Annotated in this window: 21 protein-coding genes, 1 pseudogene and 1 riboswitch; of the genes and pseudogenes, 13 read left to right on the top strand and 9 right to left on the bottom strand. The window is 69.5% G+C overall.

Translation table 11 applies throughout. From position 1 onward, the window contains the following. Window positions 1-31: 31 nt before the first annotated feature. Window positions 32-1,345 carry an aminotransferase class V-fold PLP-dependent enzyme gene (locus tag D7D52_RS03965; protein WP_120735103.1) on the bottom strand — a complete coding sequence of 438 codons (1,314 nt, stop codon included), beginning with the start codon at window positions 1,343-1,345 and terminating at the stop codon, window positions 32-34. 73 nt (window positions 1,346-1,418) lie between these two features. After that, window positions 1,419-1,532: riboswitch (SAM riboswitch) on the bottom strand. Window positions 1,533-1,765: 233 nt separating this feature from the next. Between D7D52_RS03965 and D7D52_RS03975 the strand changes: the two genes are divergently transcribed. Next, window positions 1,766-2,434 (top strand): biliverdin-producing heme oxygenase, encoded by a 669-nt coding sequence (locus D7D52_RS03975; RefSeq protein WP_120735105.1) that lies wholly within the window; start codon window positions 1,766-1,768, stop codon window positions 2,432-2,434. 198 nt (window positions 2,435-2,632) lie between these two features. Continuing rightward, the gene (locus D7D52_RS03980) at window positions 2,633-3,268 is read left to right on the top strand and encodes a LysE family translocator (protein ID WP_120735106.1); all 636 of its coding nucleotides are present in this window, start codon (window positions 2,633-2,635) and stop codon (window positions 3,266-3,268) included. A gap of 7 nt (window positions 3,269-3,275) precedes the next feature. Here D7D52_RS03980 and D7D52_RS03985 read toward each other — a convergent pair whose 3' ends face one another. The 3 genes from D7D52_RS03985 to D7D52_RS03995 all read right to left on the bottom strand — a co-directional run bounded on the left by D7D52_RS03985 (window position 3,276) and on the right by D7D52_RS03995 (window position 4,732). After that, window positions 3,276-3,740, bottom strand: coding sequence for a flavin reductase family protein (locus D7D52_RS03985; protein ID WP_120743776.1), 465 nt, complete (start codon window positions 3,738-3,740; stop codon window positions 3,276-3,278). Window positions 3,741-3,903: 163 nt separating this feature from the next. Then, the gene (locus D7D52_RS03990; RefSeq protein WP_120735107.1) at window positions 3,904-4,377 is read right to left on the bottom strand and encodes a YbaK/EbsC family protein; all 474 of its coding nucleotides are present in this window, start codon (window positions 4,375-4,377) and stop codon (window positions 3,904-3,906) included. A gap of 40 nt (window positions 4,378-4,417) precedes the next feature. Next, the gene (locus D7D52_RS03995; RefSeq protein WP_246023628.1) at window positions 4,418-4,732 is read right to left on the bottom strand and encodes a 2-oxo-4-hydroxy-4-carboxy-5-ureidoimidazoline decarboxylase; all 315 of its coding nucleotides are present in this window, start codon (window positions 4,730-4,732) and stop codon (window positions 4,418-4,420) included. A gap of 151 nt (window positions 4,733-4,883) precedes the next feature. On the opposite strand from D7D52_RS03995, the gene D7D52_RS04000 reads away from it, so the two are divergent. Further along, window positions 4,884-5,705, top strand: coding sequence for a crotonase/enoyl-CoA hydratase family protein (locus D7D52_RS04000; RefSeq protein WP_120735108.1), 822 nt, complete (start codon window positions 4,884-4,886; stop codon window positions 5,703-5,705). A gap of 117 nt (window positions 5,706-5,822) precedes the next feature. Continuing rightward, window positions 5,823-7,482, top strand: a pseudogene (locus D7D52_RS04005) (MDR family MFS transporter). A 109-nt stretch (window positions 7,483-7,591) separates the two neighbouring features. On the opposite strand, the gene ppa reads toward D7D52_RS04005, so the two are convergent. After that, window positions 7,592-8,083 (bottom strand): inorganic diphosphatase, encoded by a 492-nt coding sequence (gene ppa, locus D7D52_RS04010; protein ID WP_120735109.1) that lies wholly within the window; start codon window positions 8,081-8,083, stop codon window positions 7,592-7,594. A gap of 172 nt (window positions 8,084-8,255) precedes the next feature. On the opposite strand from ppa, the gene dacB reads away from it, so the two are divergent. From dacB to D7D52_RS04035, 5 genes are all read left to right on the top strand, one after another. Then, window positions 8,256-9,716, top strand: a complete 1,461-nt coding sequence (gene dacB, locus D7D52_RS04015) for a D-alanyl-D-alanine carboxypeptidase/D-alanyl-D-alanine endopeptidase (protein WP_246023629.1) — start codon at window positions 8,256-8,258, stop codon at window positions 9,714-9,716. A 7-nt stretch (window positions 9,717-9,723) separates the two neighbouring features. Beyond that, entirely contained in the window at window positions 9,724-10,830 is a 1,107-nt protein-coding gene (locus tag D7D52_RS04020; RefSeq protein ID WP_120735111.1) for a zinc-dependent metalloprotease, read from the top strand. A 183-nt stretch (window positions 10,831-11,013) separates the two neighbouring features. Beyond that, window positions 11,014-11,943, top strand: a complete 930-nt coding sequence (gene tilS, locus D7D52_RS04025; protein WP_120743778.1) for a tRNA lysidine(34) synthetase TilS — start codon at window positions 11,014-11,016, stop codon at window positions 11,941-11,943. Between the two features lie 59 nt (window positions 11,944-12,002). Beyond that, window positions 12,003-12,557, top strand: coding sequence for a hypoxanthine phosphoribosyltransferase (hpt, locus tag D7D52_RS04030; protein ID WP_120735112.1), 555 nt, complete (start codon window positions 12,003-12,005; stop codon window positions 12,555-12,557). Between the two features lie 420 nt (window positions 12,558-12,977). Further along, complete coding sequence (locus tag D7D52_RS04035; protein WP_120735113.1) at window positions 12,978-13,868, top strand: LysR family transcriptional regulator; 891 nt, start codon at window positions 12,978-12,980, stop codon at window positions 13,866-13,868. Window positions 13,869-13,938: 70 nt separating this feature from the next. On the opposite strand, the gene D7D52_RS04040 is transcribed toward D7D52_RS04035, so the two are convergent. Continuing rightward, window positions 13,939-15,393 carry an amidase gene (locus tag D7D52_RS04040; protein ID WP_120735114.1) on the bottom strand — a complete coding sequence of 485 codons (1,455 nt, stop codon included), beginning with the start codon at window positions 15,391-15,393 and terminating at the stop codon, window positions 13,939-13,941. A gap of 194 nt (window positions 15,394-15,587) precedes the next feature. Between D7D52_RS04040 and D7D52_RS04045 the strand changes: the two genes are divergently transcribed. Genes D7D52_RS04045 through D7D52_RS04055 form a run of 3 tightly spaced genes read left to right on the top strand, consistent with a single transcriptional unit; the run spans window position 15,588 to window position 20,972 of the window. Further along, entirely contained in the window at window positions 15,588-18,089 is a 2,502-nt protein-coding gene (locus D7D52_RS04045; protein ID WP_120743779.1) for a serine/threonine-protein kinase, read from the top strand. Next, a complete protein-coding gene (locus tag D7D52_RS04050) occupies window positions 18,086-20,266 on the top strand; it encodes a protein kinase domain-containing protein (protein ID WP_120735115.1) in 2,181 nt (726 codons plus the stop codon). Before D7D52_RS04045 ends, D7D52_RS04050 begins: the two co-directional genes overlap by 4 nt. 19 nt (window positions 20,267-20,285) lie before the next feature. After that, window positions 20,286-20,972 carry a nucleoside/nucleotide kinase family protein gene (locus tag D7D52_RS04055; protein ID WP_342775239.1) on the top strand — a complete coding sequence of 229 codons (687 nt, stop codon included), beginning with the start codon at window positions 20,286-20,288 and terminating at the stop codon, window positions 20,970-20,972. Here the strand turns inward: D7D52_RS04055 and D7D52_RS04060 are convergent. From D7D52_RS04060 to D7D52_RS04070, 3 genes are read right to left on the bottom strand one after another with little or no spacing between them, the layout of a single operon-like run. Then, on the bottom strand, window positions 20,957-21,850 hold the full coding sequence (locus D7D52_RS04060) for a PfkB family carbohydrate kinase (protein WP_120735116.1): 894 nt from the start codon (window positions 21,848-21,850) through the stop codon (window positions 20,957-20,959). The genes D7D52_RS04055 and D7D52_RS04060 overlap by 16 nt on opposite strands. A gap of 20 nt (window positions 21,851-21,870) precedes the next feature. Next, window positions 21,871-22,701: an SDR family oxidoreductase gene (locus D7D52_RS04065; RefSeq protein WP_120735117.1), complete on the bottom strand. Its 831-nt coding sequence runs from the start codon at window positions 22,699-22,701 to the stop codon at window positions 21,871-21,873. Beyond that, a complete protein-coding gene (locus D7D52_RS04070) occupies window positions 22,702-24,330 on the bottom strand; it encodes an aldehyde dehydrogenase family protein (protein WP_120735118.1) in 1,629 nt (542 codons plus the stop codon). A gap of 155 nt (window positions 24,331-24,485) precedes the next feature. Between D7D52_RS04070 and D7D52_RS04075 the strand changes: the two genes are divergently transcribed. Then, window positions 24,486-25,805 (top strand): PucR family transcriptional regulator, encoded by a 1,320-nt coding sequence (locus D7D52_RS04075; protein WP_246023630.1) that lies wholly within the window; start codon window positions 24,486-24,488, stop codon window positions 25,803-25,805. The last annotated feature ends 1 nt before the right edge of the window (window position 25,806 follow it).

Here is a 25,806-nt window from a genome sequence, read left to right on the forward strand (position 1 = left end):
CCGGAGGCCGCCCGCGCGGCTCGGAGGCGGCTCAGAATCCGCAGGGCGCCGCGCCCTCGGCCGACCCGCCGAAGGGGCGGGTCTCCGGCACCGGGTTCCAATGTCCTTCGGTGCGGCCGTAATTCCAGCTCGGACCCTGGTCGACCAGGGTGGCGATGGCATCGATCAGCCGGTCGACATCGGCGGCGGTGGTGCCCAGGCCGATGCTGGCCCGCAGGGCGGCGTCCACGCCGAGACGAGCCAGCAGCGGATGCGCGCAGAAGCGGCCGTCCCGGACGCCGATGCCGTGCTCGGCGGACAGATACGCCGCCACCTGGCCGGGCTCGAAGCCGTCGACGGTGAAGGCGACAATGCCGACGGCATCGGTGCTGTCGCGCCAGATGCGCAGGAAGTTCACGCCCGCAACGGTTTTCAGGCCGTAGCGCAGGCGGTGGGTGAGGTACCGCTCGTGCTCGACGACGGTGGTCTCGTCCAGTGCGGCCAAGGCGTCGCACGCGACGGCCAGCGCGGCCACGCCCAGCACGTTCGGCGAACCCGCCTCGTGACGCTGCGGGGCGGGGGCCCACTCGACGCCGTCGGTGGTGACCGAGCGCACCGCCCCGCCGCCCGCCAGATACGGCTCGGCCGCGTCCAGCCAGTCGCGGCGGCCGACCAGCACGCCCGCGCCGAACGGGGCGTACGCCTTGTGGCCGGAGAAGGCCAGGTAGTCGATGCCGGTAGTGGCCAGATCGATGCGGCGGTGCGGGGCCAGCTGGGCCGCGTCCACCAGAATGCGGGTGCCGCACTGATGCGCGATCCAGGCCAGCCGCTCCAGCGGCAGCAGCTCGCCGGTCACATTGGACGCGCCGGTAACCGCCAGCAGCGCAGCGGGTTTCGAGCAGAGCTCGGCGACCACCCGCTGAACGGTCTCCTCGATGGTGTCGGCGACCGGCACCACGCGGCGCCCGTGGCGGGTCCAGGGCAGGAAGTTGGCGTGATGCTCGACGTCCAGCACCACGGTGTCGCCGGGTACGCACGACGCGAGCAGGTTCAGCGAGTCGGTGGTGTTGCGGGTGAACACCACCACCTGGTCGTCGGCGGCGTTGAGGAATCGGGCCACCGAGCCGCGGGCCGACTCGTAGCAGTCGGTCGAGACCCGGGAGGCGTAGCCGGCGCCGCGATGCACGCTGGCGTAGAACGGCAGCAGCTCGGCGACTCGGTCGGTGACCTGCCGCAGGGCGGGGGCGCTCGCCGCGTAGTCGAAGTTGGCGTATCCGACGGTCCCGCCCTGAACGAGCGGAACCCGCAGGTCACAGCCCGATACGGGGGCGAGTGGGGCACAGGTCTGGTCGGCGAATGCGGTCATCACGAAATCCCATCGGGTTCATGGACACGCGATCGGAGCTGCCGCCCTCACAACGGAAAGCGAATCGATCGAGAGTCCGCGCTTGCCGTGCCCGGTCGGGCGACGGCCCGGTCGTCACCCGGAGCACCCCACCGCGGAGGAGGGTTGCCGACCAGCTAGCCGGGGCTTGACGCTGGTACTCATGACCTGATTGCAGAGACTGGCAGATGTTTCGCGGCCTTGTCAAGGCGGAACCGGAAGGCGGGATCCAAGCGGGCGGCTGTGACCGATGGCGCGACCGTCTCGGAAAAATCGTCCGAAAGTTGGATCGGGTGGGCCGCAAAGTTCGAATCGCGAGATCGTTGCTGGGGCGTATGGTCGAGGAGGAAGTTAGGGTAGCCAAAGTGGGGTGCCCCGGAGTTGATCACGAGGAGCACGAGCATGTTGGATACCAGCGCCCCGTTCTCGACGCTTATTCGCACCGCGACCGAGCAGCAGCACAACGAGGCGGAGCATTCCACGTTCATGCGGGATCTGCTCACCGGGCAGCTCGGGGTGGAGGCGTTCTACCGCTACACCTCCCAGCTGTGGTTCGTGTACGCGGCGCTCGAAAAGCATTCCGAGACTTTGGCTTCCGATCCGGTGGCGGGGCCCTTCGTCAAACCGGAACTGGCGCGGCTGGCCGCACTGGAGGCCGATCTGGCTCACCTCGGTGGCGAGAACTGGCGTGACGAACTGACCGCGCTGCCCGCCACCGCCGCCTACGCCGCCCGCATCGAAGAAGTCGCGACCGAGTGGCCCGCCGGCTACGTTGTGCACCACTACACCCGCTACCTGGGGGATCTCTCCGGCGGTCAGGTCATTCGCGGCACCGCGGAGAAACTGTGGAACCTGCCGAAGAAGGGGGATGGCGTGCGGTTCTACGTGTTCGACGAGATCTCCAATCCCGCCGCGTTCAAACGGGATTACCGCGAAGCTCTCGACCAGCTTCCCCTGGAGGGACCCGAAGTCGATCGCGTGCTGGACGAGGCACGGTTGGCATTCACCATGAACACCAACCTGTTCGGTGAGCTGGGTGCGGAGTGCTCCCCCGCCTCTCCGCGTATCTAGCGGGCGGCCGAGAGCCGTAGGAATCGTGCATCCGTGCCGCCGGTCGGGTGCCGAACCAATTCTGGTCGTACCCGGTGAGTTACCCGGAACTCGCGAAATCAGTTGTCGCGTTGGGATGCACGTCTGACCCGTTCGTCGGGGGCTGGTCAGGCCGGTAGCGTGCTTGCGCAGCCTCGGCGGATGGGTTGCGATGGGGGTATGAGTTTTCCGCTGCTGTTGAGTTTCGTCGGATTGTGCGTGCTGCTGGCGCTCACGCCCGGGCCGGATACGTTTCTGGTGCTGCGATTCTCGATGGCCGGATCGCGGCCCGGGATCGCGGCGGCCATCGGGTCGGCGTTCGGCGGGATCGTATGGGCGAGCGTGGTCGCGGCGGGGCTGGCGGCGCTGCTGGAGCAGTCGGCCACCGCCTATCGCACGCTGAAGGTGATCGGCGGAATCTACCTGGTGTATCTGGGGATTCGGGCGCTGCTGGCGCATCGGCGCGAGCGGGCGGAGGAGGCCGGGGAGGCGGAGATTCCGGCGGGTGAGGGGAAGCCGGTCACCCTGCGCGCGGCATTCGCTGCCGGTTTGCTGTCTTGTGTGTTCAATCCGAAGGTCGGCCTGTTCTATCTCGCGGTGCTGCCGCAGTTCCTGGTGCAGGTGACGTTCGTGAACACCCTCACCCTCGGCGCCATCGAATCCAGTGTCGCGGCAATCGAAATGATCCTGCTGGCGGTGGCGGCCGCGCGGGCGGTGGCGCTGTTGAAGCGGCCGAAGATTCGGGCGCGGCTGGAGCAGGTGAGTGCGGCGATCCTGGCGGCCCTGGGCATCGGTACCGCCGCCTCCGCGGTCTAGCGCAGGCTCAGTCGGCGATCTCGGCGCGGTGGTAGGCGCCGTTGTAGTACACCAGCGGGCCGACCGCGGGGGAGTGCTCGGTGTTGTCGTGCACCTGGGTGACCAGGCCGATGACCAGGGTGTGGTCGCCGATGGGGAGCAGTTGGTGGACCGTCGCGCGGACCCAGATCGGGGTGCCGTGCAGCACCGGCTCGCCGGTGCCGAGCGTGGTCCAGAGCGACCGGTCGGTGAAGCGTTCCTCGGCGGAACGACTGAAGCGCTGCGCCAGATGTTTCTGATGCTCGCCCAGGAAGTGCACGACCAGGGATTCCGCGCGCAGCATGGCTTCGATGCTGGAGGAGGTCTCGGCGATATTGAACGAGATGAGCGGCGGCTGCGCGGACAGCGAGGCGAACGAGGTAGCGGTGAAACCGACCGGACCGTTCTCGGAGTTCACGGTGACGATGGTGACGCCGGCCGGATAGTGCCGCATGGCGGCCCGATACTGCTGTGCGGTGATGCCGCTCAGGTCGTCGGGCACATGTAGCTCGGCGCCTGGCGTCGGAGAATCGCTCACGTCTCGAACCTACGTGCTCGGGCGCTCGGTTATTCCGCGCGGTGAGAAATCGCTCGGCGGCCGTGTCCGCGCCGCCGCCTCAATCCACGTCGATGGCCAGGCCCGCCGTGATCCGGCACAGCTCGCCGAAAGTCGTCCGGAACACCGTGTTCGGATGCCCGCCCGCCGCCCACAACTCCTGATGCCGCGACAGCGCGTTGTCGACGAAGGTGGGCAGATTGGTCGGATGGCCGAGCGGGGCGACCCCGCCGATCGGCTGCCCGGTCACCTCGCGGACCATTGCCGCGGGTGCGCGGGTGAGGGTGCCGTCGAGTCGCCGCCCGGTGCGATCCAGATGCACCTGGTGCGCGCCGGACACCAGCAGCAGCACCGGATCGTCGTCGAGCAGGAACACCAGCGATTTGGTGATCGCGCCGACCGTGACGCCGAGCGCCGCGGCGGCTTCCTGCGCCGTATGGGTGGGGGTGGGTTGAGTGATGATCACACCGTGATGGCCGCGCGCGATCAAGGTATCGGAAACCTTGGACGCGACCGGTGGCAGCGACCTGCGCATGGCAACCAGGGTAGAGCGATTGCGGTGGATGTGCCGGGGATCAGTACTCGGGATAGCCCTCCTCGGGGCCGAGCAGCGTATACAGGCGGGCGCGGACCAGCGGAATCAACGCCTCGACCGTATGCTCCGAAACCTGTTCGTGGACACAGGAATCGAACACTCTTTCCAGATCCACCGCCGACAACGCGTCCAGCTCCGCGGCGGCCGCGGTGAACAACGCGTCGTGACCGGGATACGGGCGGCCGTCGGCGATCTTCTGCGCCCAGGTGACATTGCAGCAGCATTCGTACAGGGCGTGGATGGCGCGAACGCGCGAGAGAGAATGAAACCGGTCCAGGCCGATTCCGTGATGCATCGACATCATGCCTCACAAACGGGAAGCGCAGATTGTGCGGACCCGCTAATCGTCCGCCGGACAGCCGCCGGAAAACACTGGGACGCAGCAGATTTAGCACAGGATTTACACCGGGCCACCGGGCCCGCGACACCCCCGATACGCTGGACCGATGACCGAATGGAAGGCTTTCGAGGTCGAAAGCAAGGACCACATCGCGCAGGTGACGCTCACCGGCCCCGGCAAGGGCAATGCCATGGGCCCCGACTTCTGGCGCGAACTGCCGCTCGTCTTCGGCGAACTCGACGCCGACCCGCAGGTGCGGGCCATCGTGCTCACCGGCTCCGGCAAGCACTTCAGCTACGGGCTGGACCTGCCCGCCATGAGCCCGCTGTTCGGCCCGCTGCTGGCCGACAAGGCTCTCGCGGCGCCGCGCACCGACTTCCTCAAGCACGTGCGCGAGATGCAGCAGTCGGTCACCGCCGTGGCCGACTGCACCAAGCCGGTCATCGCCGCCGTCTCCGGGTGGTGCATCGGCGGCGGCCTGGACCTGATCGCGGCCGCCGACATTCGGCTGGCCAGCGCCGACGCCACATTCAGCCTGCGCGAGGCCAAGGTGGCGATCGTCGCCGACATCGGCTCGCTGCACCGGCTGCCGGGGATCATCGGCGAGGGGCATGTGCGGGAGCTCGCCTTCACCGGCAAGGACATCGACGCGGCGCGGGCCGAGAAGATCGGGCTGGTCAACGACGTGTACGCGGATCAGGATGCGGTGCTGGACGCGGCCCACGCGCTGGCGCGGGAGATCGCGGGTAACCCGCCGCTGGTGGTGCAGGGGATCAAGGATGTGCTGGATCAGCCCAAGCGCGGGAAGGTGGCCGACGGGCTGCGGTACGTCTCGGTCTGGAACTCCGCGTTCCTGCCCTCGGAGGATCTGACCGAAGCCATTCAGGCTGTCTTCGAGAAGCGCCCGCCGGAATTCAAGGGGAAATAACAACTCTCGTAACTCTCGGGGGCTTCGCCCCCGAACCCCCAACCCGGGTTACGACCCTAAAAAGGACCCCATACCTCCGGTTTCCGGCCTATCGTTTCCAGGGCGGGGACCGGAGGTATGACCATGGCTACATCCGAAATAGGCGAAGCGACCGACGAGGGCGGCTTCACCCATCGAGAAATCTTGGTGATCCTCAGCGGGCTGCTGCTCGGCATCCTGCTCGCGGCGCTCGATCAGACGATCGTGTCGACGGCGATTCGCACCATCGCCGATGACCTGAACGGGTATTCGCTGCAGGCGTGGGCGACCACCGCGTATTTGATCACGGCTACGTTGGCGACGCCGTTGTACGGGAAGCTGTCGGATATGTATGGGCGCAAGCCCTTCTATCTGGCTGCCATCACGATCTTCGTGACCGGGTCGCTGCTGTGCACGCTGTCGCAGTCCATGTACGAGCTGGCGGCGTTCCGGGCCTTGCAGGGGCTGGGGGCGGGCGGGCTGATGTCGTTGGCGCTCACCATCGTCGGCGATATCGTGAGCCCGCGGGAGCGGTCGCGGTATCAGGGCTATTTTCTGGCCGTGTTCGGGACGTCCAGCGTTGTCGGGCCGGTGCTGGGCGGGCTGTTCGCGGGGCAGCACAGCATTCTCGGGATCGCCGGATGGCGGTGGGTGTTTCTGGTGAACGTGCCCATCGGGCTGTTCACGCTGGCCGTGGTGACGCGGGTGCTGCATTTGCCGGCGCGCGAGAAATCCCCGTGACCGCGTGGACTATTGGGGCGCGGTGGTGTTGATCATCGCCATGAGCCCGCTGCTGATCGTGGCCCAGCAGGGCCGCGAATGGGGTTGGGGCAGTGGGAAAGCGCTGCTCTGCTACGGTATCGGCACACTCGGGGTGATCGGATTCGTGCTGGTGGAGGCGGCGCTGGGGGATGCGGCGCTGGTGCCGCTGCGCATCTTCCGGAACCGGACCTTCGCGCTCGGCGTGGTCATCTCGTTCGTGGTCGGCGCGGGCATGTTCGGCGGAATCCTGTTGCTGCCACAGTATTTGCAGGCCGATCGGGGCGCCAGCCCGATGATCGGCGGTCTGCAGATGATTCCCATGGTGCTGGGCATGATGATCGGCTCGGTGATCTCGGGGCAATTGATCTCGCGCACCGGGCACTACCGTGTCTACACGCTGCTCGGCTCGGCCATGATCACCATCGGGTTGTTCCTGCTGCACTATCTGAAGGCCGATACCGCCTACGGGATCGTGGCGCTGTTCATGCTGTGCGTCGGCTTCGGCCTCGGCAATCTCATGCAGCCGCTGATCGTGGCATTGCAGAATGCGTTGCCGCCCAGGGATATGGGCGTCTCGACCGCGGCCGCGACCTTCTTCCGGCAGATCGGCGGCACGCTCGGCGCGGCGGTGTTCCTGTCCATCCTGTTCAACCAGCTCGGACCCAATATCCGGACGCAGCTGACCGCGGCCGCACAGGACAAGACGTTCCAGGCCGCCGTCGTCTCCGGCGCGCACGACGGCAATCCGGCGGATATGGCGCTGTCGCAAGGCTTTCTGAACCACGACACCTCGAGCGTGCAGGGCGTCCTCAACGACAGTTCGGTGATCCAGAAGCTGAATCCCGTTCTGGCGCACCCGTTCAAGGTCGGTTTCGCCGACTCGCTGTCGACGGTCTTCCTGACCACCTCGGCGGTCACCTTGGTCGCGTTCGTGCTGGTGCTGTTCTGGCGCGAGGTGCCGCTGCGCACCACCGCGGGGCTCACCACGGCGGAGTGACAAAGCAAAGGCGGCGGCAGGAAATCCCGCCGCCGCCAAGGGGGTTCAGGGGCGCAGCCCCGACAGTCTCGCGGCTTTCAGGGCGAAGCCCTGAGAGTGACGAGAGTTGTCAGTGGCCGCCCTGCTCCTTCAGGCGGGCGTACGCCTCGTCGACCAGCTTCTCGGCCTTCTCGCGACCTTCCCAGCCCTCGACCTTGACCCACTTGCCGGGCTCCAGGTCCTTGTAGCGCTCGAAGAAGTGCGCGATCTCCTTGCGCTGGAACTCCGGGATGTCCTCGACGTCCTGGATGTGATCCCAGCGCTTGTCCTTGTTCGGCACCGCGACGAGCTTCTCGTCGGTGCCGGCCTCGTCGCTCATGATGAGCACGCCGACGGGGCGGGCCTCGACCAGCACGCCCGGGTAGACGGGCTCGGGCAGCAGCACCATGCAGTCCAGCGGGTCGCCGTCGCCGCCCAGGGTGTTCTCGATGTAGCCGTAGTCGGCCGGGTACATCATCGGGGTGTAGAGGTAGCGGTCCAGCCGCACCCGTCCGGTTTCGTGATCGACCTCGTATTTGTTGCGCTGACCCCGGGGGATCTCGATGGTGACGTCGAACTCCACGTCATCTCCTTCTTCGGTGGGCGGTATGGCTGCCGACTCGCCAGCACGTTCGGGGGAACGACTGCGCAACGAGGATAGTGTGGAGCGCGGGTGTGTGGGTTCGGCAGGGATGTCCCGGGCCCCCGAGCAGTACAGCCATGGCCCACCACAGGTATCAGGGAGACAGCGGCAGGTGTTTGGTCGGAACAAGCAGAACATCGGTGGTCTGGAGACCAAGCGGCGGCGCAGAACCTGGATCCTGGTGTCATCGCTGCTGGTCCTGGTGCTCGCGGCGGCCGTCGCGGTGGTCGCGATCCTGAAGCCGTGGACCGAGGAGTTCCAGCACGGGGGCTTGACGATCGCGGCGCCGCCCGCGCCGGTGAAACCGCTCCCGCAGGTCGCGCCCGCGCCGGTCACCGCGCCCGCCGCCACCGCGGCCGGGCTGAGCGCCGCGCTCGCGCCGGTGGTCGGCAGCCCGGATCTGGGTGCGTTCGCGGCCTCGGTGTCCGACGGCGACACCGGCAAGGTGCTGTGGACCCTGGACCCGGACAAGGGCATGATCCCGTCCTCCACCGCCAAGATCCTCACCACCGCGGCGGCGCTGCTGGCGCTGCCCGCCGACCATCGGATCACCACCAAGGTGGTCGCCGGATCGGCGCCCGGGCAGATCGTGCTGGTCGGCGGCGGTGATCCGACCATCACCGATCAGCCCGACGGCAAGGGCTACTACCCCGACGCGCCGCGACTGCAGGACCTGGTCGCGCAGGTGAAGGCGTCGGGCCAGCGGGTGGATTCGATTCTGGTGGACACCTCCGCGTATGCCGGACCCAACTTCGCGCCCGGCTGGGAGCAGTCCGATATCGGGGGCGGCTCCATCGCCCCGCTGGATGCGGTGATGATCGACGGCGGCCGGCTCGACCCGCTGGTCGAATATTCGCCGCGCACAAGCACTCCCGCACTGGACGCGGGCAAGCGGCTGGCCGCCGAACTCGGCGTCGACCAGGCCAAGGTGAGTATGGGCGCCGCCCCGGCGGGCGCGGCCCAGCTGGCGGCCGTGCAGTCCGCGCCGCTGCGCGAACGCATGCTGCAGGCCATGGTGCACTCCGACAATGTGCTGGCCGAGGCCATCGGCCGCGAGGTCGCCGTGGCGGGCGGGCAGGAAGCCTCCTTCGCGGGCGCGGTGACGGCCACCGCCACCGTGCTGCAGGCCGCGGGCTTCGATCTGACCGGGCTGAAAATGTCGGACAGCAGCGGACTCTCGACCGAGGATCGCATTCCGCCGCGCCTGCTCAACCGGGTGCTGACGGTGGCGGCGCAACCGGACCGCGCTGCTTCGCAAGCCAATTCGAGCATCGAACCGGCCGCCGAGAAGACCGCGGGCTCCCCGCTCGCTCCCATGCTGGACATGCTGCCGGTCGCGGGCGGCACCGGTTCGCTGGTGAGCCGATACGTGGACCGCGATCGCGAAGGAGCGGGTTGGATTCGGGCGAAAACAGGAACTCTGTCCGTATCGAGTGCGTTGGTGGGTTATGTGCTGGACCGCGACGGTCGGGTGCTGACGTTCGCCCTCATGTCGAACGATCGGCCGCCCGAGGTGAGTCGACCCGCGCTGGACGCCGTCGCCAACGCACTGCGCAACTGTGGCTGCTCCTGACGGGTGGATGACTATGACCGGACCCGAAAACCTATCGGCCCCCGCCGATTCCGAAGGTCGTGAGCTGACCCGGAAGGCCCGCCCCAACCTGACCGGAGTGGTGGACTGGAACGTGGCCGCCCGCACCGGGGCCGCGCTGGTGCCCGCCGGGCCGCGCACCACCCGCTACTCCGCCGAGCAGGCCGTCACCGAACTCGCCGCCGCCTCGGTGCGCGCCGAGGGGCCGGTGCGGGAGGTGACCGGGCTGGACGACGGCTCGGTGGTGCCGGACGCGCTGATCGTGGATCGGCCCGGCTGGATTCGCGCGGCCGCCGACTCCATGGCGCAGCTCACCGGCAGCGGCGTCGAAGCCGGGTCGGCGGCCAAGTTCGTCGGGAAGCCGGCGGGTCTGCAGGCCGGGGCCATGCTGGCGTTCCTGTCCACGGCCATCCTCGGCCAATACGATCCGTTCACCGGGCCCGACGGCACCCTGCTGCTGGTGGCGCCCAACATCATGGCGGTGGAACGCGCACTCGGCGTGCCGCCCAGCGATTTCCGGCTCTGGGTGTGCCTGCACGAGGTCACCCATCGGGTCCAATTCTCTTCCGCCCCTTGGATCGCCGACTACATGCGCCGCAATGTCGAGATACTCGGCGAGACCGGCGACGAACCCCTCGCCGATATGCTCGGCCGCCTGGTGGAGGCCGTGCAGGCGCGCCGCCGCGGCGAGGAGGATCCGGCGGGCGGGGTCATCGGGCTGTTGCGCGCCACCCAGGCCGAACCGCAGCGCGACGCCCTCGACCGGCTGCTCATGCTCGGCACGCTGCTCGAGGGCCACGCCGATCACGTCATGGACGCCGTCGGGCCCGCGGTCGTCCCCTCGGTCGCCCGCATTCGCGCCGCCTTCGACCAGCGGCGCAAGCGTCCCGCCAACCCGATTCAGCGGCTGCTGCGCGCGCTGCTCGGCATGGACGCCAAGGTGGCGCAGTACGTGCGCGGCAAGGCTTTCGTCGACGCGGTCGTCGGCACCGTCGGCATGGAACGCTTCAACACGATCTGGACCGATCCCGAAACCCTGCCGCGCACAGACGAAATCAGCGATCCGCAGCGCTGGGTGAACCGCGTCCTGGGCTGACGGGCCCGGCCGCCGACAGTCCCGTCCGAGCGGGCGCGCCGCCGCGCACGGCGACACCGATTGCGCCTGCGCGAGATCGGATGCGCCAGCGCGCCCCGTCCTCGGGGCCGGTCGGTGCCGGCATGCGACGATCGGGGCGTGAACGATCGGCCCCGGCTGCCCGAGACGCGTGCCGCGCTGGATATGCGCCGCGCCGTGCGGGAGTGGCTGGCGCGCTACGCGCCCGAGGGCGTCGTCGCGGTGGCGCTGTCGGGCGGGGCGGACTCGCTGGCCCTGACCGCCGCCGCCTGCGCCGAGGCCGCAGCGGTCGACGCCCTGATCGTCGACCACGGATTGCAGGACGGCTCCGCGGAAGTCGCGGCCCTGACCGCCGTGCTGGCATTGAAACTGGGCTGCCGGTCGGCGCAGGTGCTGCCGGTCACGGTCGCGCATCCCGGCGGTCCGGAGGCCGCGGCCCGGCAGGCGCGGTACGCGGCGTTGGACGCGGCACGGCAGGGACTCCCGGTGCTGCTCGGGCACACCCTCGACGATCAGGCCGAGACCGTGCTGCTGGGGCTGGCGCGGGGGTCGGGGGCACGGTCGATTCAGGGCATGACGGCGTTCGACGTGCCGTGGGGGCGGCCGCTGCTCGGGGTGCGGCGGGCGGTGACCCGCGAGCTCTGTGGAGACCTGGGGATGAATCCGTGGGAGGACCCGCACAACAGCGCGCCCGAATTCACCCGGGTGCGGTTGCGGACCGAGGTGCTGCCGCTGCTGGAAGAGGTGCTCGGGGGCGGAGTGGCCGCGGCGCTGGCGCGCACGGCGACCCAGCTGCGCGAGGACGGCGAGGTGCTGGACGGGCTCGCGGAAGAGTTGCTGGGCGCGGCGCGGGAGGGTGCGGCGCTGCGAATCGAGACGCTCGCCACTGCGGCGCCCGCGCTGCGCCGTCGCGCCCTGCGCGCGTGGTTGCTCGCGGGGGGCGCAAAATCCTTGACGGACAGCAGTTTACGGGCGGTCGAGGTGTTGATCACCCAGTGGCGCGGGCAGGGCGGGGTCGCGGTGGGTGGTTCGCCCACCGGGACGAGGTTGGTTGCCGCGCGTGAACATGGCAGGCTCATACTCAGGTCAGAGTGAACCCGGTCGGCGAGCGCGCGCGGCCGGGTCGGCACATCACTGAAGGGATACCAGCGGACGTGTACGGGGACGACATCGCGTCGGTGCTGATCAGCGAGGAAGAGATCGCCAGCAAGGTGGACGAGCTCGCCGAGCTGGTCGCCAAGCGCTATCCCGCGGACGCCCCCGAGGGCGACCTGCTGCTGGTGGGCGTGCTCAAAGGCGCGATCTTCTTCATGACCGATCTGGCCAAGAAGCTCACCGTGCCGACCCAGATGGAGTTCATGGCGGTCTCGTCCTACGGGTCGTCGACATCCTCCTCGGGCGTCGTGCGCATCATGAAGGACCTGGACAAGGACATCGCGGGCCGCAATGTGCTGATCGTCGAGGACATCATCGACTCCGGTCTGACGCTGTCGTGGCTGCTGCGCAACCTGTCCAGCCGCAATCCGGCCTCGCTCGAGGTGGTGACGTTGCTGCGCAAGCCTGATGCGTTGCGCACGCAGGTGGATGTGATGGCTGTCGGCTTCGACATTCCGAACGAGTTCGTGGTGGGGTACGGGCTCGATTACGCGGAGCGGTACCGGGATCTGCCGTACATCGGCACCCTCGACCCGAAGGTGTATGGGGGATAACTCTCATAGCTCTCAGGGGCTTCGCCCCCGAACCCCCGTCAGACTTTCAGGGCTTCGCACCGAAACAGGAAGCCGTCCCATGAATTGGGGCGGCTTTCGGCGTTGATGTGACGAATATCACGGTGGGGGTTGGTTTGGGGGATCGGGCCGGTCGGGGCGTGATTGCTGGGTGGGCGCGGGGGTGGTGATGGGATCGGGGGGTGGGGTGGGCGTCGGGGTTATGTGCTGGTCAAGTGTTCGGTTGGTGGCGGTGGGGAGGGTTCTTGCAATGGCTGGGAATTCGCGGGTCCGGTTAGCAGAATGTTTCGGGCGCGCCCTATGCTGTCTGTAACAAACCTGACGGCTGTTTTCTGATCCTGTTGCAAACTTTCGGGTCGGATACGGCTGGAAAATCAAGACCGATTCTGATAGCAAGGGGCTATGGACCCGCATTTGCGCGACCTGCGGTATTTCGTCGCTGTCGCTGAGGAACTGCATTTCACGAACGCCGCCCAGCGGCTGCACATCGCACAGCCCACCCTGTCACGACAGATTCGTCAGCTGGAGCGTCAGCTCGACGTCGTGCTGTTCGACCGCAATCAGCGCAGCGTGGCCCTGACCGTCGCCGGCAAGGAACTCCTCGAAGGCGCGCGGAAGATCCTGGAGCTGTGGGAAGTCACCAATGTCGCCCTGCAGGAGGCGGGTGAGGTGCTGCGCGTCGGCATCCAGTCCTCCATCGGGCGCGGCCTGATCACCGACCTGGAGAGCGCCAGCGGCCACCGGCTCGCCCTGCACTCCGCGTCCTGGACCGACCCGTCCAGCGGCCTGGCCGGGCGACAGGCCGATCTGGCGCTCATGTGGCTGCCCGTACCCGACACCAGCCGCTACCGCTGGCAGGTGCTGCGCACGGAGCCGCGCTGGGTGCTGCTGCCGGAGAACCACGCGCTGGCGGGCCACGAGACCATCGACTTCGCCGACCTGATCGACGAGCCGTTCATCGCCATGCCCGCCGAAGCCGGTGCCGCACGCGACTTCTGGCTCGGCGCGGACGCCCGCGGCGGCCGGCAGGCCCGGATCGGCGCGGAGGCGGCCACCGCCGAGGAACGTCTCGAGGCCGTCAGCCTCGGGCTTGGTGTGTGCCTGCTCGCCGAGAACAATGTGCCCATGTACCGCTGGCCCGGCCTGACCGCCCGCCCGCTCACCGGTCTCGCGCCGTGCGAGCTCGCGGTGGCCTGGCGCGCCGACGACGATCGGCCCACCATCCTCGAATTCGCGGTGCGCGTCCTGGAAGGCGGCTTCGCCGAGAAGGAACCGGTCGCCGCCGCGCAATAGCGCGGACGACACGACGAACGCCCGAACGGGTGGCGGCAGTGGGTCGGAGGTTGCCGCCACCGGTCGGGGTTTACGGGGCGAGCCGCTGCCAGGGTTGGGCCGCCTCGATCTGAGCGGCCAGCCGCAGAATCGTCGATTCGCTGCCGGGCGGGCCCGCGATCTGCGCCGCCACCGGAGTCCCGGTGCGCGGATGCACGCCCATCGGAATCGACAGCGCCGGCCAGCCGACCAGATTCCACAGCGGCGTGAACGGTGAGAACCGCACGTTCGCAAGCACATTCGCCAGCCACGGCCGGGAATGCCAGCGCCGCGCGCGCGGCGCCGGGGTGGCCAGCGTCGGGGTGATGACCACGTCGTAGCGCTCGAAGTAGTCCAGCAGCCGGGCCTCCACCCGATCCACCTGTGCCGGCCGCAGCAGCCCCGTCTTCAACACCGCCTTGCCCAGCGCCACATGGGTGCGGGTGCGCCGCTGCAGCCGGTCCGGGTGCGCGACCACGGCGGCCTCGCGGGCGGCATTGCCGAGCCAGCGCAGCAGCAGCGCGAAAGTCACGCCCTGATAAGGCAATTCGGCGACCCCGATGATGTGGCCCGCGCGGGAGGCGGCCGCGGCGGCCTTGTCGGCGGCGGCGGTCCAGGCCAGATCGATGTGGGTCAGCGGCATCGGCGCGCCGGTGGCCAGCCCGATGCGCAGGGTGGGCGGCGTCTCCAGATCGGCCAGGTCGGGCCGGTCGGCCAGCACCGAGAGCATGAGCGCGGTATCCGCGACAGTCGTTGCGAGCACACCGTTCTCGGTCATCCCGCCCCACGAGTCCACGCCCACCTCGGCGGGCACCAGACCGCGGCCGGGCTTGAGCCCCACCACACCGTTGCAGGCGGCCGGAATGCGCACCGAACCCAGCCCGTCGTTGCCGTGCGCGACGGCGACCATGCCGGAACCGACGGCCGCGCCGGACCCCCCCGACGAGCCGCCCGCGGAGAAGCGGGTGTTCCAGGGACTGCGGGTGATGCTGCCCGGACCGTCGGTGACGCCCCACAGGCCGAACTCCGGCACCGTGGTCAGCCCGACGACCACCGCGCCCGCCGCGCGCAGTCGCCGCACCACCGGGTGGTCGGCGTCGGCGGGGGTGTCGGAGCCCGACAGCGAGCCGCCGCGGGTCACCTCGCCGGCGACGTCGATATTGTTCTTCACCGCGATCGGCACCCCGGCCAGCGGCAGTATGTCCAGGTCCTGGCGTTCGGCCACCGCGCGGGCCTCGGCGCGGGCGGCCTCCTCGCGAACCAGGGTGAACGCGTTGAGTTTTCGGTCCCGGGCCCGGATGCGGGCGAGCGCGGCCTCGACCGCGTCCTCGGGAGAGATGGAGCCGTTCTGCACGGCCGCGGCGGTGCCGGCGGCCGTGGTCAGATCCACGGGCGGACGGGAATCGGCCGGAGTGTCGGGATCGGTCGTGGTGCGTGCCACCGCTACCTCCTCGGTGGTCGCCGTGGTGATGTGCTCCGCCGCCAGCGCCGTGCCCTCGTCGTACATGCTGGTGTTCCCCCGTCGCTTCGTGTCGAAATCGGGTGATCCGCTCGTGAGCCGCAAGTTATCATTCCCGCTAATCGTCGGGGATGATGGTGTCGGGTGTGGCGGGTTCTTTGTCCCAATCTCGGAATTCCGCGACGCCCTAGGATCGACAGTACGGATACACGACATCCGTGCCGAGCCGGATGGGTGCGGACATGACTTCTGGTTCCGACCATCGTTCCGGGGGTTTCACGGCCGGAACGGAATTCACGGCGGTCGCCGCCTTCGCCGCGGCCTGGGACGCCGCCGCCGCACCCCCGCGCATCGCCGACTATCTGCCCGACGCCAGCACGCTGCGCCGGACCGCGCTCATCGAACTCATCCGGGTGGACATGCGGCATCGCTGGCTGCGCCGCCCCGGCGCCGGGCGGTCGGCCGCGCCTCGGCGGCTGGGCGACTACTGTGCCGAGTTCGCCGAGCTCACCGCCGACGACCTGCCCGCCGGACTGGTCTACGAGGAGTTCGTGATCCGCCGCCACAGCGGCGAACGGGTGGACCCGCGCGACTGCCTGCGCGAATACCCGCACCAGGCGGCCCAGCTGCGGGAACTGCTCAATGCCGACGACGAGGACCAGAGCACCCGGCGCGCGGTCCTGGAGGAGTCGACGCGCGGCGAACGCACCCTCGACCCGTCCACCCGGCTGCCGAGCGAGGAGACCTTCCAGGTCGGCGACCCCTTCGACGGCGACTCCACCCGGGTGCCCGAACCCGGCGAGGCGACCCTGTTCGAGGAGCCCTCGCAGTCGGTGGGCACCGCCGTCGACCGCACCCGCGTCACCGGCGGCGTCGCCGTCCCGGACACCGGCGAACTGCTCGATCGCATCGAAATCGGCCAGCGCATCGATGATTTCGATCTGCTGACCAGTCTCGGTTCCGGCGCGTTCGCGCGGGTGTTCCTGGCCCGGCAGCGGTCGCTGCAACGGCTGGTGGCGGTGAAGATCTCCGCCGACCACGGCACCGAACCGCAGACCCTGGCGCAGCTCGACCACGACTACATCGTGCGGGTCTTCGACCAGCGGCTGATGTCGGATCTGCGCACCGAGTCCGGGCGGCGGCTGCGGCTGCTGTACATGCAGTTCCTGCCCGGCGGCACCCTGCTGGGGGTGCTGCGCTGGGTGCGGGCCACGCCGCCCGCCGAACGCACCGGGCAACTGCTGCTGGACGCGGTGGACGCCGCCATGGAGGAGAAGGGCGAGATCCGGCCCACCGATTCGAGTGTGCGCGCCGAGATCGCGGGCCTGAGCTGGCCGGAAACCGTTGCGTGGCTGGGCCGCCGGCTGGCCGAGGCGCTGGACTACGCGGACGGGCACGGCGTCCTGCACCGGGACGTGAAACCGGCGAACGTACTGCTCACCGCCGAAGCGGTCCCGAAACTGGCCGATTTCAATATCAGTTTCAGCCGGAATCTGGACGGCACCAGCCCGGTCGCCTACTTCGGTGGTTCGCTGTCGTACATGTCGCCCGAACAGTTGGAGGCCTGTCATCCGGGCGCCGCCCGCAGCGCCGCCGACCTCGACACCCGCGCCGACATCTTCTCCCTCGGCGTGGTGCTGTGGGAGTTGCTGACGGGGGCGAAACCCTTCGACGACAGCACCGCCGGGCCCGGCGACCACGGTGACCGCACCACCCTCGAGGCGATGCTGGCGCGCCGCCGCGGCGGGGTCGACGCCGTCGCCCTGGACCGGGTGCCCGCCAACTGCCCGGCGGCGCTGCGCCGGGTGCTGCTGAGCTGCCTGGACCCCGACCGCGACCAGCGCTGGGCCAGCGGTTCGGTACTGGCCACCCAGTTCGACCTGTGCCTGGACGCCCGCGCCCGCGACCTGGTCGATCCGCCGCCGCACAGTTGGCGAATGCGCTTGCGGCCGTGGCTGATTCCGCTGGTGGTGCTGGCGGTGGCGGTGCCGAACATCCTGGCGTCGCTGTACAACATCGCGCACAACCGGGCCTTCATCATCAGCCATCTCACCGGGTCGGCCATGCACACGTTCGTGCTCACCACGACCACGGTGAACCTGGTGTTCTTCCCGCTCGGCGCCGCCCTCATCTCCTACCTGTGCCGATATGTGATCCTGGTGCCGCGCGGGTTGCGCAAGGGCCGTGAATACGATCCGGAGACGTTGAGCCGGGCCAGAGCCGACGTCCTGCTGGCCGGTGAACGGATTTCGTCGGTGGTGTTCGCGCTGTGGGTGGTGGCCGGCGTCACCTTCCCGCTGGCGTTGCGGCTGACCGCCAGCGATCTGCCGGTGCGCGGCATCGTGCACTTCCTTATCTCGCTGGTGGTGTGCGGGGCCATCGCGGTGGCGTACCCGTTCTTCCTGGTGACCTTCTATCTGATGCGGTGTATCTATCCGATGTTCTTGCGGCACGGCGACATCAGCGCCGGCGACGCGGCGTGCCTGCATCGGCTGGGCCGCCGCTGCACCCGGTATCTGGCGGTGGCGGCGTCGATTCCGCTGCTCGCCGTGGCGGGCGTGACCTTCCTGCCGCCGGACGATATCCCGCAGGTGATCGTCGCCGTGCGGGTGCTCAGCGTGGGCGGCATCGCCGCGTTCGTGGCGGCCTACGTCATGTTCCGGGCGCTGGAGGCGGACCTGGCGGCGCTGGAACGGGTGGTCTCACCGGCCGAGCCGGCCGACAGCGCGGGGTCGCCGCCGTGAGCGAGTCACCGGCGCAAGCCCTCGCCCGCTTCGCCGCCGACTGGGAATCGACCCTGCGCGGCGATCGCGGCGTCCCACCCCGGCTGGCCGGATATCTGCCCGACGCCGCGGCGGTGCGGCTGGCCGTGCTCACCGATCTGGTGCGGGTCGACATGCGGCAGCGTTGGCGGCGCGCCGGTTTGGAGAAACGGGTCGCCGACTATCGCGCGGAATTCCCGGAGCTGGGCGACAGCCCGGCCTTCGCGGATCTAGTGTGCGAGGAGTTCTTGGCGCGCAACCGATTCCGGCCCGTCGACCTCGACAGCTTCACGCGCGAATACCCGGAGGTCACCACGGAGATCCGGCGGCGCTTCGACGGCGAGCCCGCGGTGCCCGCGCCGCCCATGCTGCCCGACGGCATCGAAATCGGCCGTCGCCTCGACGATTTCGACCTGCTGACCGATCTCGGCGGCCGCAACGGGCACCGCATGTTCCTGGCCCGGCAGCGATCCATGCAGCGGCTGGTGGCCGTGCGGGTGGAGTCGGGCGTGGACAGCGACAGCGACACCGTCGCCCAGCTGGATCACCAGCACATCGTGCGCGTCTTCGATCAGCGTCTCATCGCCGACGGCAGCAGCGGAAAACCGTTGCGGCTGTTGTACATGCAGTATCTGCCCGGCGGCACGGCCGAGGGCGTGCTGGCTCATCTGCGCGCCGAACGCGCGGCCGGCGACAGCGTGGACGGCCGGCTGCTGCTGCGGGCCATCGACGCGGCCATGGAGGCCAAGGGCGAGAGCAGGCCCGCCGGGTCGCCGGTGCGCACCGAGATCGCGGGATTCAGCTGGCCGGAGACCGTGGCGTGGGTGGGCCGGCGGTTGGCGGACGCGCTCGAGCACGGGCAGCGGCAGGGCACGCTGCATCACGACATCCGGCCCGTGCACGTGCTGTTCACGGCCGAGGGCGTGCCGAAGCTCGCGGACTTCGCGCTGGGACCGGTGTACCTGAGCACCGGACCGGAGCCGAATCCGGCCGAGACCCTGCGCTACCGGTCGCCGGAGGCGCTGGCGGTGCTGCTGGACTCCACCGCACCCGCGCCCGACACGCGCAGCGATATCTATTCGCTGGGGCTGGTGCTGTGGGAAATGCTCACCGGCACACTACCGTTCGAGGAGCCCTCCGACAGCGAGGACGCCGTGGCCGGCCTGCTCGCCCGGCGCATGGCCGGGGTGCCGGCGGCGAGCCTGGCCGCGCTGCCCGCCGACACCCCCGCCGCGCTGCGCCGGGTACTGCTGGATTGCCTGCGGCCCGAACCCTCGCGGCGCTGGCAGAGCGGCGGCCAGCTGGCCGGGCAGCTGGACCTGTGCCTCGACGCGCGTGCCCGCGATCTGGTGGACCCGCCGCCGCACAGTCTGTGGGACCGGGTGCGCGGCTGGCCGGTGCCGATCGCGGCGCTGTGCGTGGGCCTGCCCAATGCCATGGCCAGCTGGTACAACGTGCGAATCAACAAGAGCCTCATCGTGGACGAGCTGTCGGTGGCCGATCAGCATCGCTTCGCGCAGGTGGCGTTGTTGAACAATGCCATCACCTTCCCGCTGGCGGCGGTGCTGCTGCTGTGGCTGGCGCGCCGCCCGCTGACGCTGTCCTATCGGCTGGCCCGCGGCCACGACTACGGTCCGGAGCGCTTGGCGCGCGCCCGGTCCGACACGCTGCTGATGGCCGAGCGGGCGGTGTGGATTCCGTTCGCCATGTGGATGATCGCCGGGATCGCCTGGCCGCTGGCGTTGCAGGCCGCGGGAGCGCACCTGCCGCACAACGCCTTCTGGCATTTCTTCACCGCCCAGGTGGTGTGCGCGACCATCGCGCTGGCCTATCCGTTCTTCCTGATCGCGGTGTACGCCATGCGGGCGCTGTATCCGCAACTGCTGGCGCGGGGCTCGGTGGGGCCCGCCGATCGGCGGCAGCTCTCGGCGCTGGCTCGGCGCAGCAATGTGTATCTGGCCGCGGCCGCCTCGGTGCCGCTGCTGGGGGTGGCCAGCATGACGTTCGTGTCCACCGCGGATCTGTGGCTGGTGATCGTGCCGCTGCGGGTGCTCAGCGTGGGCGGGGTGCTGGCGTTCGTGGTGACCTACTGGCTGTCGCGACTGCTGGAGGCGGACCTGCGGGCGCTGGTGCGCGCCATTCCCGAAGACGCGCGCTGAGGACCCGTAGGGTTGAGGAGTGGCGATACGCGGCAGTGTCGAAACCTCCTTGGCGGAGTTGGCGGCTCGCGTCCGCCGCCGCGCGGACGGGCAGCCCGGTCGGTTTCTACTCGGGATCGCGGGGCCGCCCGGCGCGGGCAAATCCACGCTCGCCCGGGGCATTCGCGACGAACTGAACCTGGCCGCCGGCACCCGGATCGCGGAGGTCGCGCCCATGGACGGCTTCCACCTGACCAATACCCAACTGCGCGCCCTCGGCGTCCTGGACCGCAAGGGCGAACCCGATACCTTCGACGCCGCAGGCTATGTCGCGCTGCTGCGCACGGTGCGCGAGACCGCGCTCGGCGTGCCCGTGCCCTGGCCCACCTACGATCGCGAGGTCCACGAACCGGTGCCCGGCGGTGTCGTCATCGACGCGGCGAGCATCGTGGTCACCGAGGGCAACTACCTGCTGCTAGACGATCGCGCCCACCCGGAGTGGGCCGAGGTGCGCCCGCTGCTCGACGAGACCTGGTACCTGGACGTGCCGCGGCCGATCATCGAACAACGGTTGCTGCGCAGGCACATTCGCGGCGGCCGGACGCCGGAGGCGGCGAAAACCAAAGTCGCCCAGAGCGATCTGCGCAATGCCGCGCTGGTCGAAGCCACCCGCGCCCGCGCCGATCTGGTGTTGCGCAAGGCGGGACGCGGCTACCGCATCGACTGAGAAGCGTGGTGGCGCATCCATTCCCGGGTGCCGACGTACCGGCAGGACAGGGTGGCGATCTCGGCCGCCTGCCGCAACGCCGACGGGAAATCCGCATCACGTTCGTAGAAGTGGCAGAACGCTCCGTGCAGAATGTCGCCCGCACCGAGCGTGTCGACGGCCGGGGCGGCGGGGACGTGAATCGCACCGCGGTCCCCGGGCATCGAGTAGCGGATGGCCGCGCCGCCATGGGAGATCGCGGCGAAGCGTGGTCCGGCCGCGTGCAGGAAGTCCAGCACCGCATCGGCCGAACCCTCGGACACCCCGGGCGGTGCGAAGGCGTGGGAGCAGATGGCGATGTCGACGGCGGACAGCAGTTCGGTGTGCACGGGTCGCCAGCGCCCGGCGTCCAGCACCACCGGCACGCCCGCCGCCCGGGCCGCCGCCGCCAGCCGCAGCGCCGGGCGCGGATAGTGGCCGTCCAGCAGCAGAACCGTTGCGGTAGACAGCAATTCGATCGCGGCGTCGTCGAGTTCCGGATGGATCCGGGAGCCGTCCAGCGACACGATGGTGCGGGTGGCGGCCCCGGTGGCGACGATGATCGACGAGACCGGCGGCTGCTGGTCCCCGTCCGGGGTGAGATCGCGCGCGGCGACGCCGTGTGCGCGCAGATCGCCCCGGATCAGTTCCGCCAGAGCGTGTTTGCCCAGCGCGGTGACCAGCGCCGGGGTTCGCCCGGACACGAAGGCGTAGGCGACCGCGGCATTGGCGGCCGGTCCGCCCGCGCCCAGGAACAGGTCGCCGGCCTGGGTCTTGGAGTCCTCGGCGGGATACCGGTCGACGGCATAGGCGAGATCCAGCGTCGACAATCCGGCGAAAACCGCGCTCCTGCTACCCATGCCGCCGACCCTACGGCGTACTAGTCACGCACCCGATGCTCGTAGGCCTTGCGCGCGTCGGAATCCACATCGTCGAGGAAGGCCGACTGCGAGCCCAGCGCCCGCCCGATGGCATCGCCCACCGACTGCGGCAGCAGGCCCACCACCTGTGCGATGAGGCCCGCGACCGCGGTGACGCGCGCCTTGGCCCGCGGCGACGCGATCAACTTGGCGATCGCGTCGGCGATCTCCTCCGGCTCGGCCGGGCGCATCAGCTTGGGCAGCGAAATCCCGGTGCCCAGTTCGGTTTTCGTCAATGTCGGCAGCACCGAGGAGAACTCCACGCCGGTGCCCCGGTACTCCTCGCGCAGGGTGTCGGTGAACCCCAGCACCGCGTGCTTGCTCGCGTTGTAGGTGGCCAGGCCCGGAATGTGGCTCTCGCCCGCGAGCGAGGCGATATTGATGACATGCCCGCGCCCGCGCGGCAGCATGCGCGCGATGGCCAGCTTGGAGCCCAGGATCACGCCGTACACGTTGATGTCGAGGATGCGGCGGGTGATCTGGTCCGGCTCGTCCACCACGCGCCCGGTGGGCATGATGCCGGCATTGTTGATCAGCACGTCGATCGGCCCGAGGCGCCGCTCCACCTCGTCGAGGAAGTCCGTGAACGACTGCGGATCGGTGACGTCGAGCGTGCCGTAGACGTCGAAACCCCGGGCCGCGCCGGACTCCTTGACGGTGGTCTCGTCGATATCGCCGATGGCGATCTTGGCGCCCAGCGCCTGCAGCGCGGTGGCGGTGGCCAGGCCGATGCCGCGCGCGCCGCCGGTGATGACGACGACCTTCCCGGCAATGGTCGCGAAGTCGGACATCTACATCCCCCGAACGGTCTTGATGATGGCGGGCAGGTCGATCCGGCGCAGGCCGCGCGTGCCGGCGGCCCGCATGGCGGCCATGGCGACGGTCAGCTTGGCGGGCGAATACGGGAACCACAGCGGCTCTTTGGTCTGCGTGGGCAGCAGCGGCTTGGTGATGGCCTGCTGGCGGCAGTACTTGCGGACGCCATTGGCCCCGCCCCAGCGGGCGCCGGTACCCGACAGTCCCCAGCCGCCCATGGGCAGGGCGAAGCTGAACATATTGGCGAAGACGTCGTTGATGTTCACCGCGCCCGCGTTCAATTGCCGCGCAACGCGTTCGGCGCGATCCTTGTCGCCCGACCACACCGACGCGGACAGGCCGTAGATCGAATCATTGGCCATCCGAACGGCTTCCGCCTCGTCGGCCACCTTCATGACCGGCAGGGTGGGGCCGAAGGTCTCCTCGGTCATGCAGGACATGGTGTGGTCGACGTCGGCGAGCACGGTCGGCTCGAAAAGCGTTCCGACACCGGTGCGTTTGCCGCCCGTGGTGATCCGCGCGCCCGCCTTCACCGCGTCCTCGACATGCCGCTGCACGATCTGCGCCTGGTTCTCGTTGGCCAGCGCGCCCATGTCGAACTCGGGTTTGCGGCCGTCCACGCCCTGGCGGATCTCCCGCACCGCGGCGGTCAGCTTCGCCAGGAACTCGTCGTACACGGGCGCTTCCACGTAGACGCGTTCGACCGAGATGCACACCTGCCCGGCGTTGAACAGCCCGCCGAAGGCGATGCCGTGCGCCGCGCGATCCAGGTCGGCGTCGGCCAGCACGATGGCCGGATCCTTGCCGCCCAGTTCGAGACTGAACGGGATCATGCGCTCGGTACAGGCCGCCGCGATCTTGCGGCCGGTGGCGGTGGAACCGGTGAACTGGATGTAGTCGGCGTTCCCGACCACGGCCGCGCCCGTCTCACCCGCGCCGGTGACGACCTCGAACACCGGCGGCGCACCGATCTCGCGCCAGCCGCGCGCCAGCTCGACCGCCGAAAGCGGGGTCACCTCGGAGGGTTTCAGGATCACCGCCGCGCCCGCCGCCAGCGCCGGGATCACGTCGATGACCGGCATGGCCAGCGGGAAGTTCCACGGCGTGATCACCCCGACCACCTGGTAGGGCCGGAACACCGTGGTCAGCTGCTTGACCCGGGCCAGCGGGCTGTGCGGCGAAGGATGTTCGTCGGCAAGGAATTTCGCGGCGCGGCGGGCGTAATAGCCGGTCAGATCGACCGAGAACGCCGGGTCGATGAGCGAGTCCACGCGGGCCTTGCCGGTCTCGGACTGCAGCACGTCGGCGAGGCGATCGGTATTGTCCACCAACCAGTCCTGCAGCTTCAGCAGCCATTCCTTGCGCCCGTCGGGGCCCAGCGCCTCCCAGGCGGGCTGGTGCGCGCGCAACTCGCGCACCTTGGCGGCCACCGTGTCGGCGGTATCGATGGGCACCGTGCCCGCCAGCGCCCCCGTCGCCGGATTGCGGACCTCGAGCTCGGTCGCCGGGGCCGGTTCCGATTTTCCGGCGGCCTTCGCGGCGGTCCCGGCGGATTTGCGGGTCCCCGTCTTGCGAGCGGTGCCCGCGGCTTCGGTATTGGTCACGATGTGCCTTCCCCACGTGCGCTACATTGCGAAGCGAGCTGTGCTGCAGCTCACTGGACTATGATCGTGACACAATTTCGAGGGCCGATGCTTGGCTAATTGGGTCAATTGTTCGAGCCTATTTTGTGCTTCGAGTACAACTGGGGAGGTCCGCCGTGGCGACGACGGTCAATAGCTCGGAGATCCGGCAGTGGATCGCCGACTTCGTCGCCGAGACCCTGCCCGCCGAGACCCTCGAACAGGTCGTCACCCGCCTCGACGACGCGATCATCGCCCGCATCCCGGAACTGCGCGACCGCGATATGCGCCGCGACCTCGCCGCCAGCAGCCGCGCCCACGCGGTCGAGGTGCTCAGCGGCCTCACCCAGGACCGCTTCCACTATCCGGTGCCCGAGGAGGCGCACGCCTTCGCGCGCACGCTCGCCCGGCGCGGGTACGACGTGCGGCTGCTGCTGCGCGTCTACCACCTCGGGCAGGAGGCGGTCATCGACTACATGACCGAGGTGCTCGAACAGCGCCAACTGCCGCCGGAGATCGAAAGATCGGTATTGCTGCGGCTTTTCGACCGCACCACCCGGTGGGTCAGCACCTCGGTCGAGACCCTCACCGACACCTACATGGCCGAACGCGAACGCGGCCTGCGCGCGGCCTTCACCCAGCGCGCCGAAATCGTGCGCACCCTGCTCGACGGCGCGGAGGTGGACGCCGAGACCGCGTCGGCCCGGCTCGGCTACCGGCTCACCCAGCGGCATCTGGCGCTGGTGCTGTGGACCGACGAGGACGCCACTCCGCCCTTCCCGGACGCCGGCGCGGCAGCGCTCCTGGACGGCACCGGGGTGCTGAGGGACGGCGCCGCGGAAGCGCACAGAAGTCCCGTCGCGGGTGAGACCGTCGGGCTGCTGGATCGGATCGTCGCGCGTTATGCCGCGGCGCTGGGCAACGGCAGCCTGCTCACCGTGCCCGCGGGGGCGTCGGCGCTGTGGGCGTGGATCGGCGTGGACGGTGAACCACCCGACGCGAGCGACCCGGCGTGGTCGGTGGACGCGCCGGTGCGGGTGGCCGTCGGCCTGCCCGCCGCGCACACCGCCGGCTTCCGGGGCAGTCACCGCGAGGCCGTCGCCGCCCGGCAGGTCGCCGAGCGTGCCCGCCCGCGTCTGCCGCGGGTGCTGCCCTACGCGGCGGTGGAGGTCGCCTACCTGGCGGGAGCGGACGAGACGGCCATGCGGGCCCTCGTCGATCGGGAACTGGGCGCGCTGGCCGCGCCCGATGCGCAGTCGGCGCGGCTGCGGGAGACCCTGCACGCCTATCTGCGCGCCCGCCGCAGTCCGGACGCGGCCGCGAAACTGCTGGGCGTGCACAAGAACACGGTGCGATACCGGATTCAGCGCATAGAGGAACTACTCGGTCACTCGCTCGACCAGCGCGGCGCGCGGCTGGAGATCGCGCTGGACTGCGTAGCGGTCTACGGGGTGTGAA

Source organism: Nocardia yunnanensis (assembly GCF_003626895.1).
Taxonomy (GTDB): Bacteria; Actinomycetota; Actinomycetes; order Mycobacteriales; family Mycobacteriaceae; genus Nocardia; species Nocardia yunnanensis.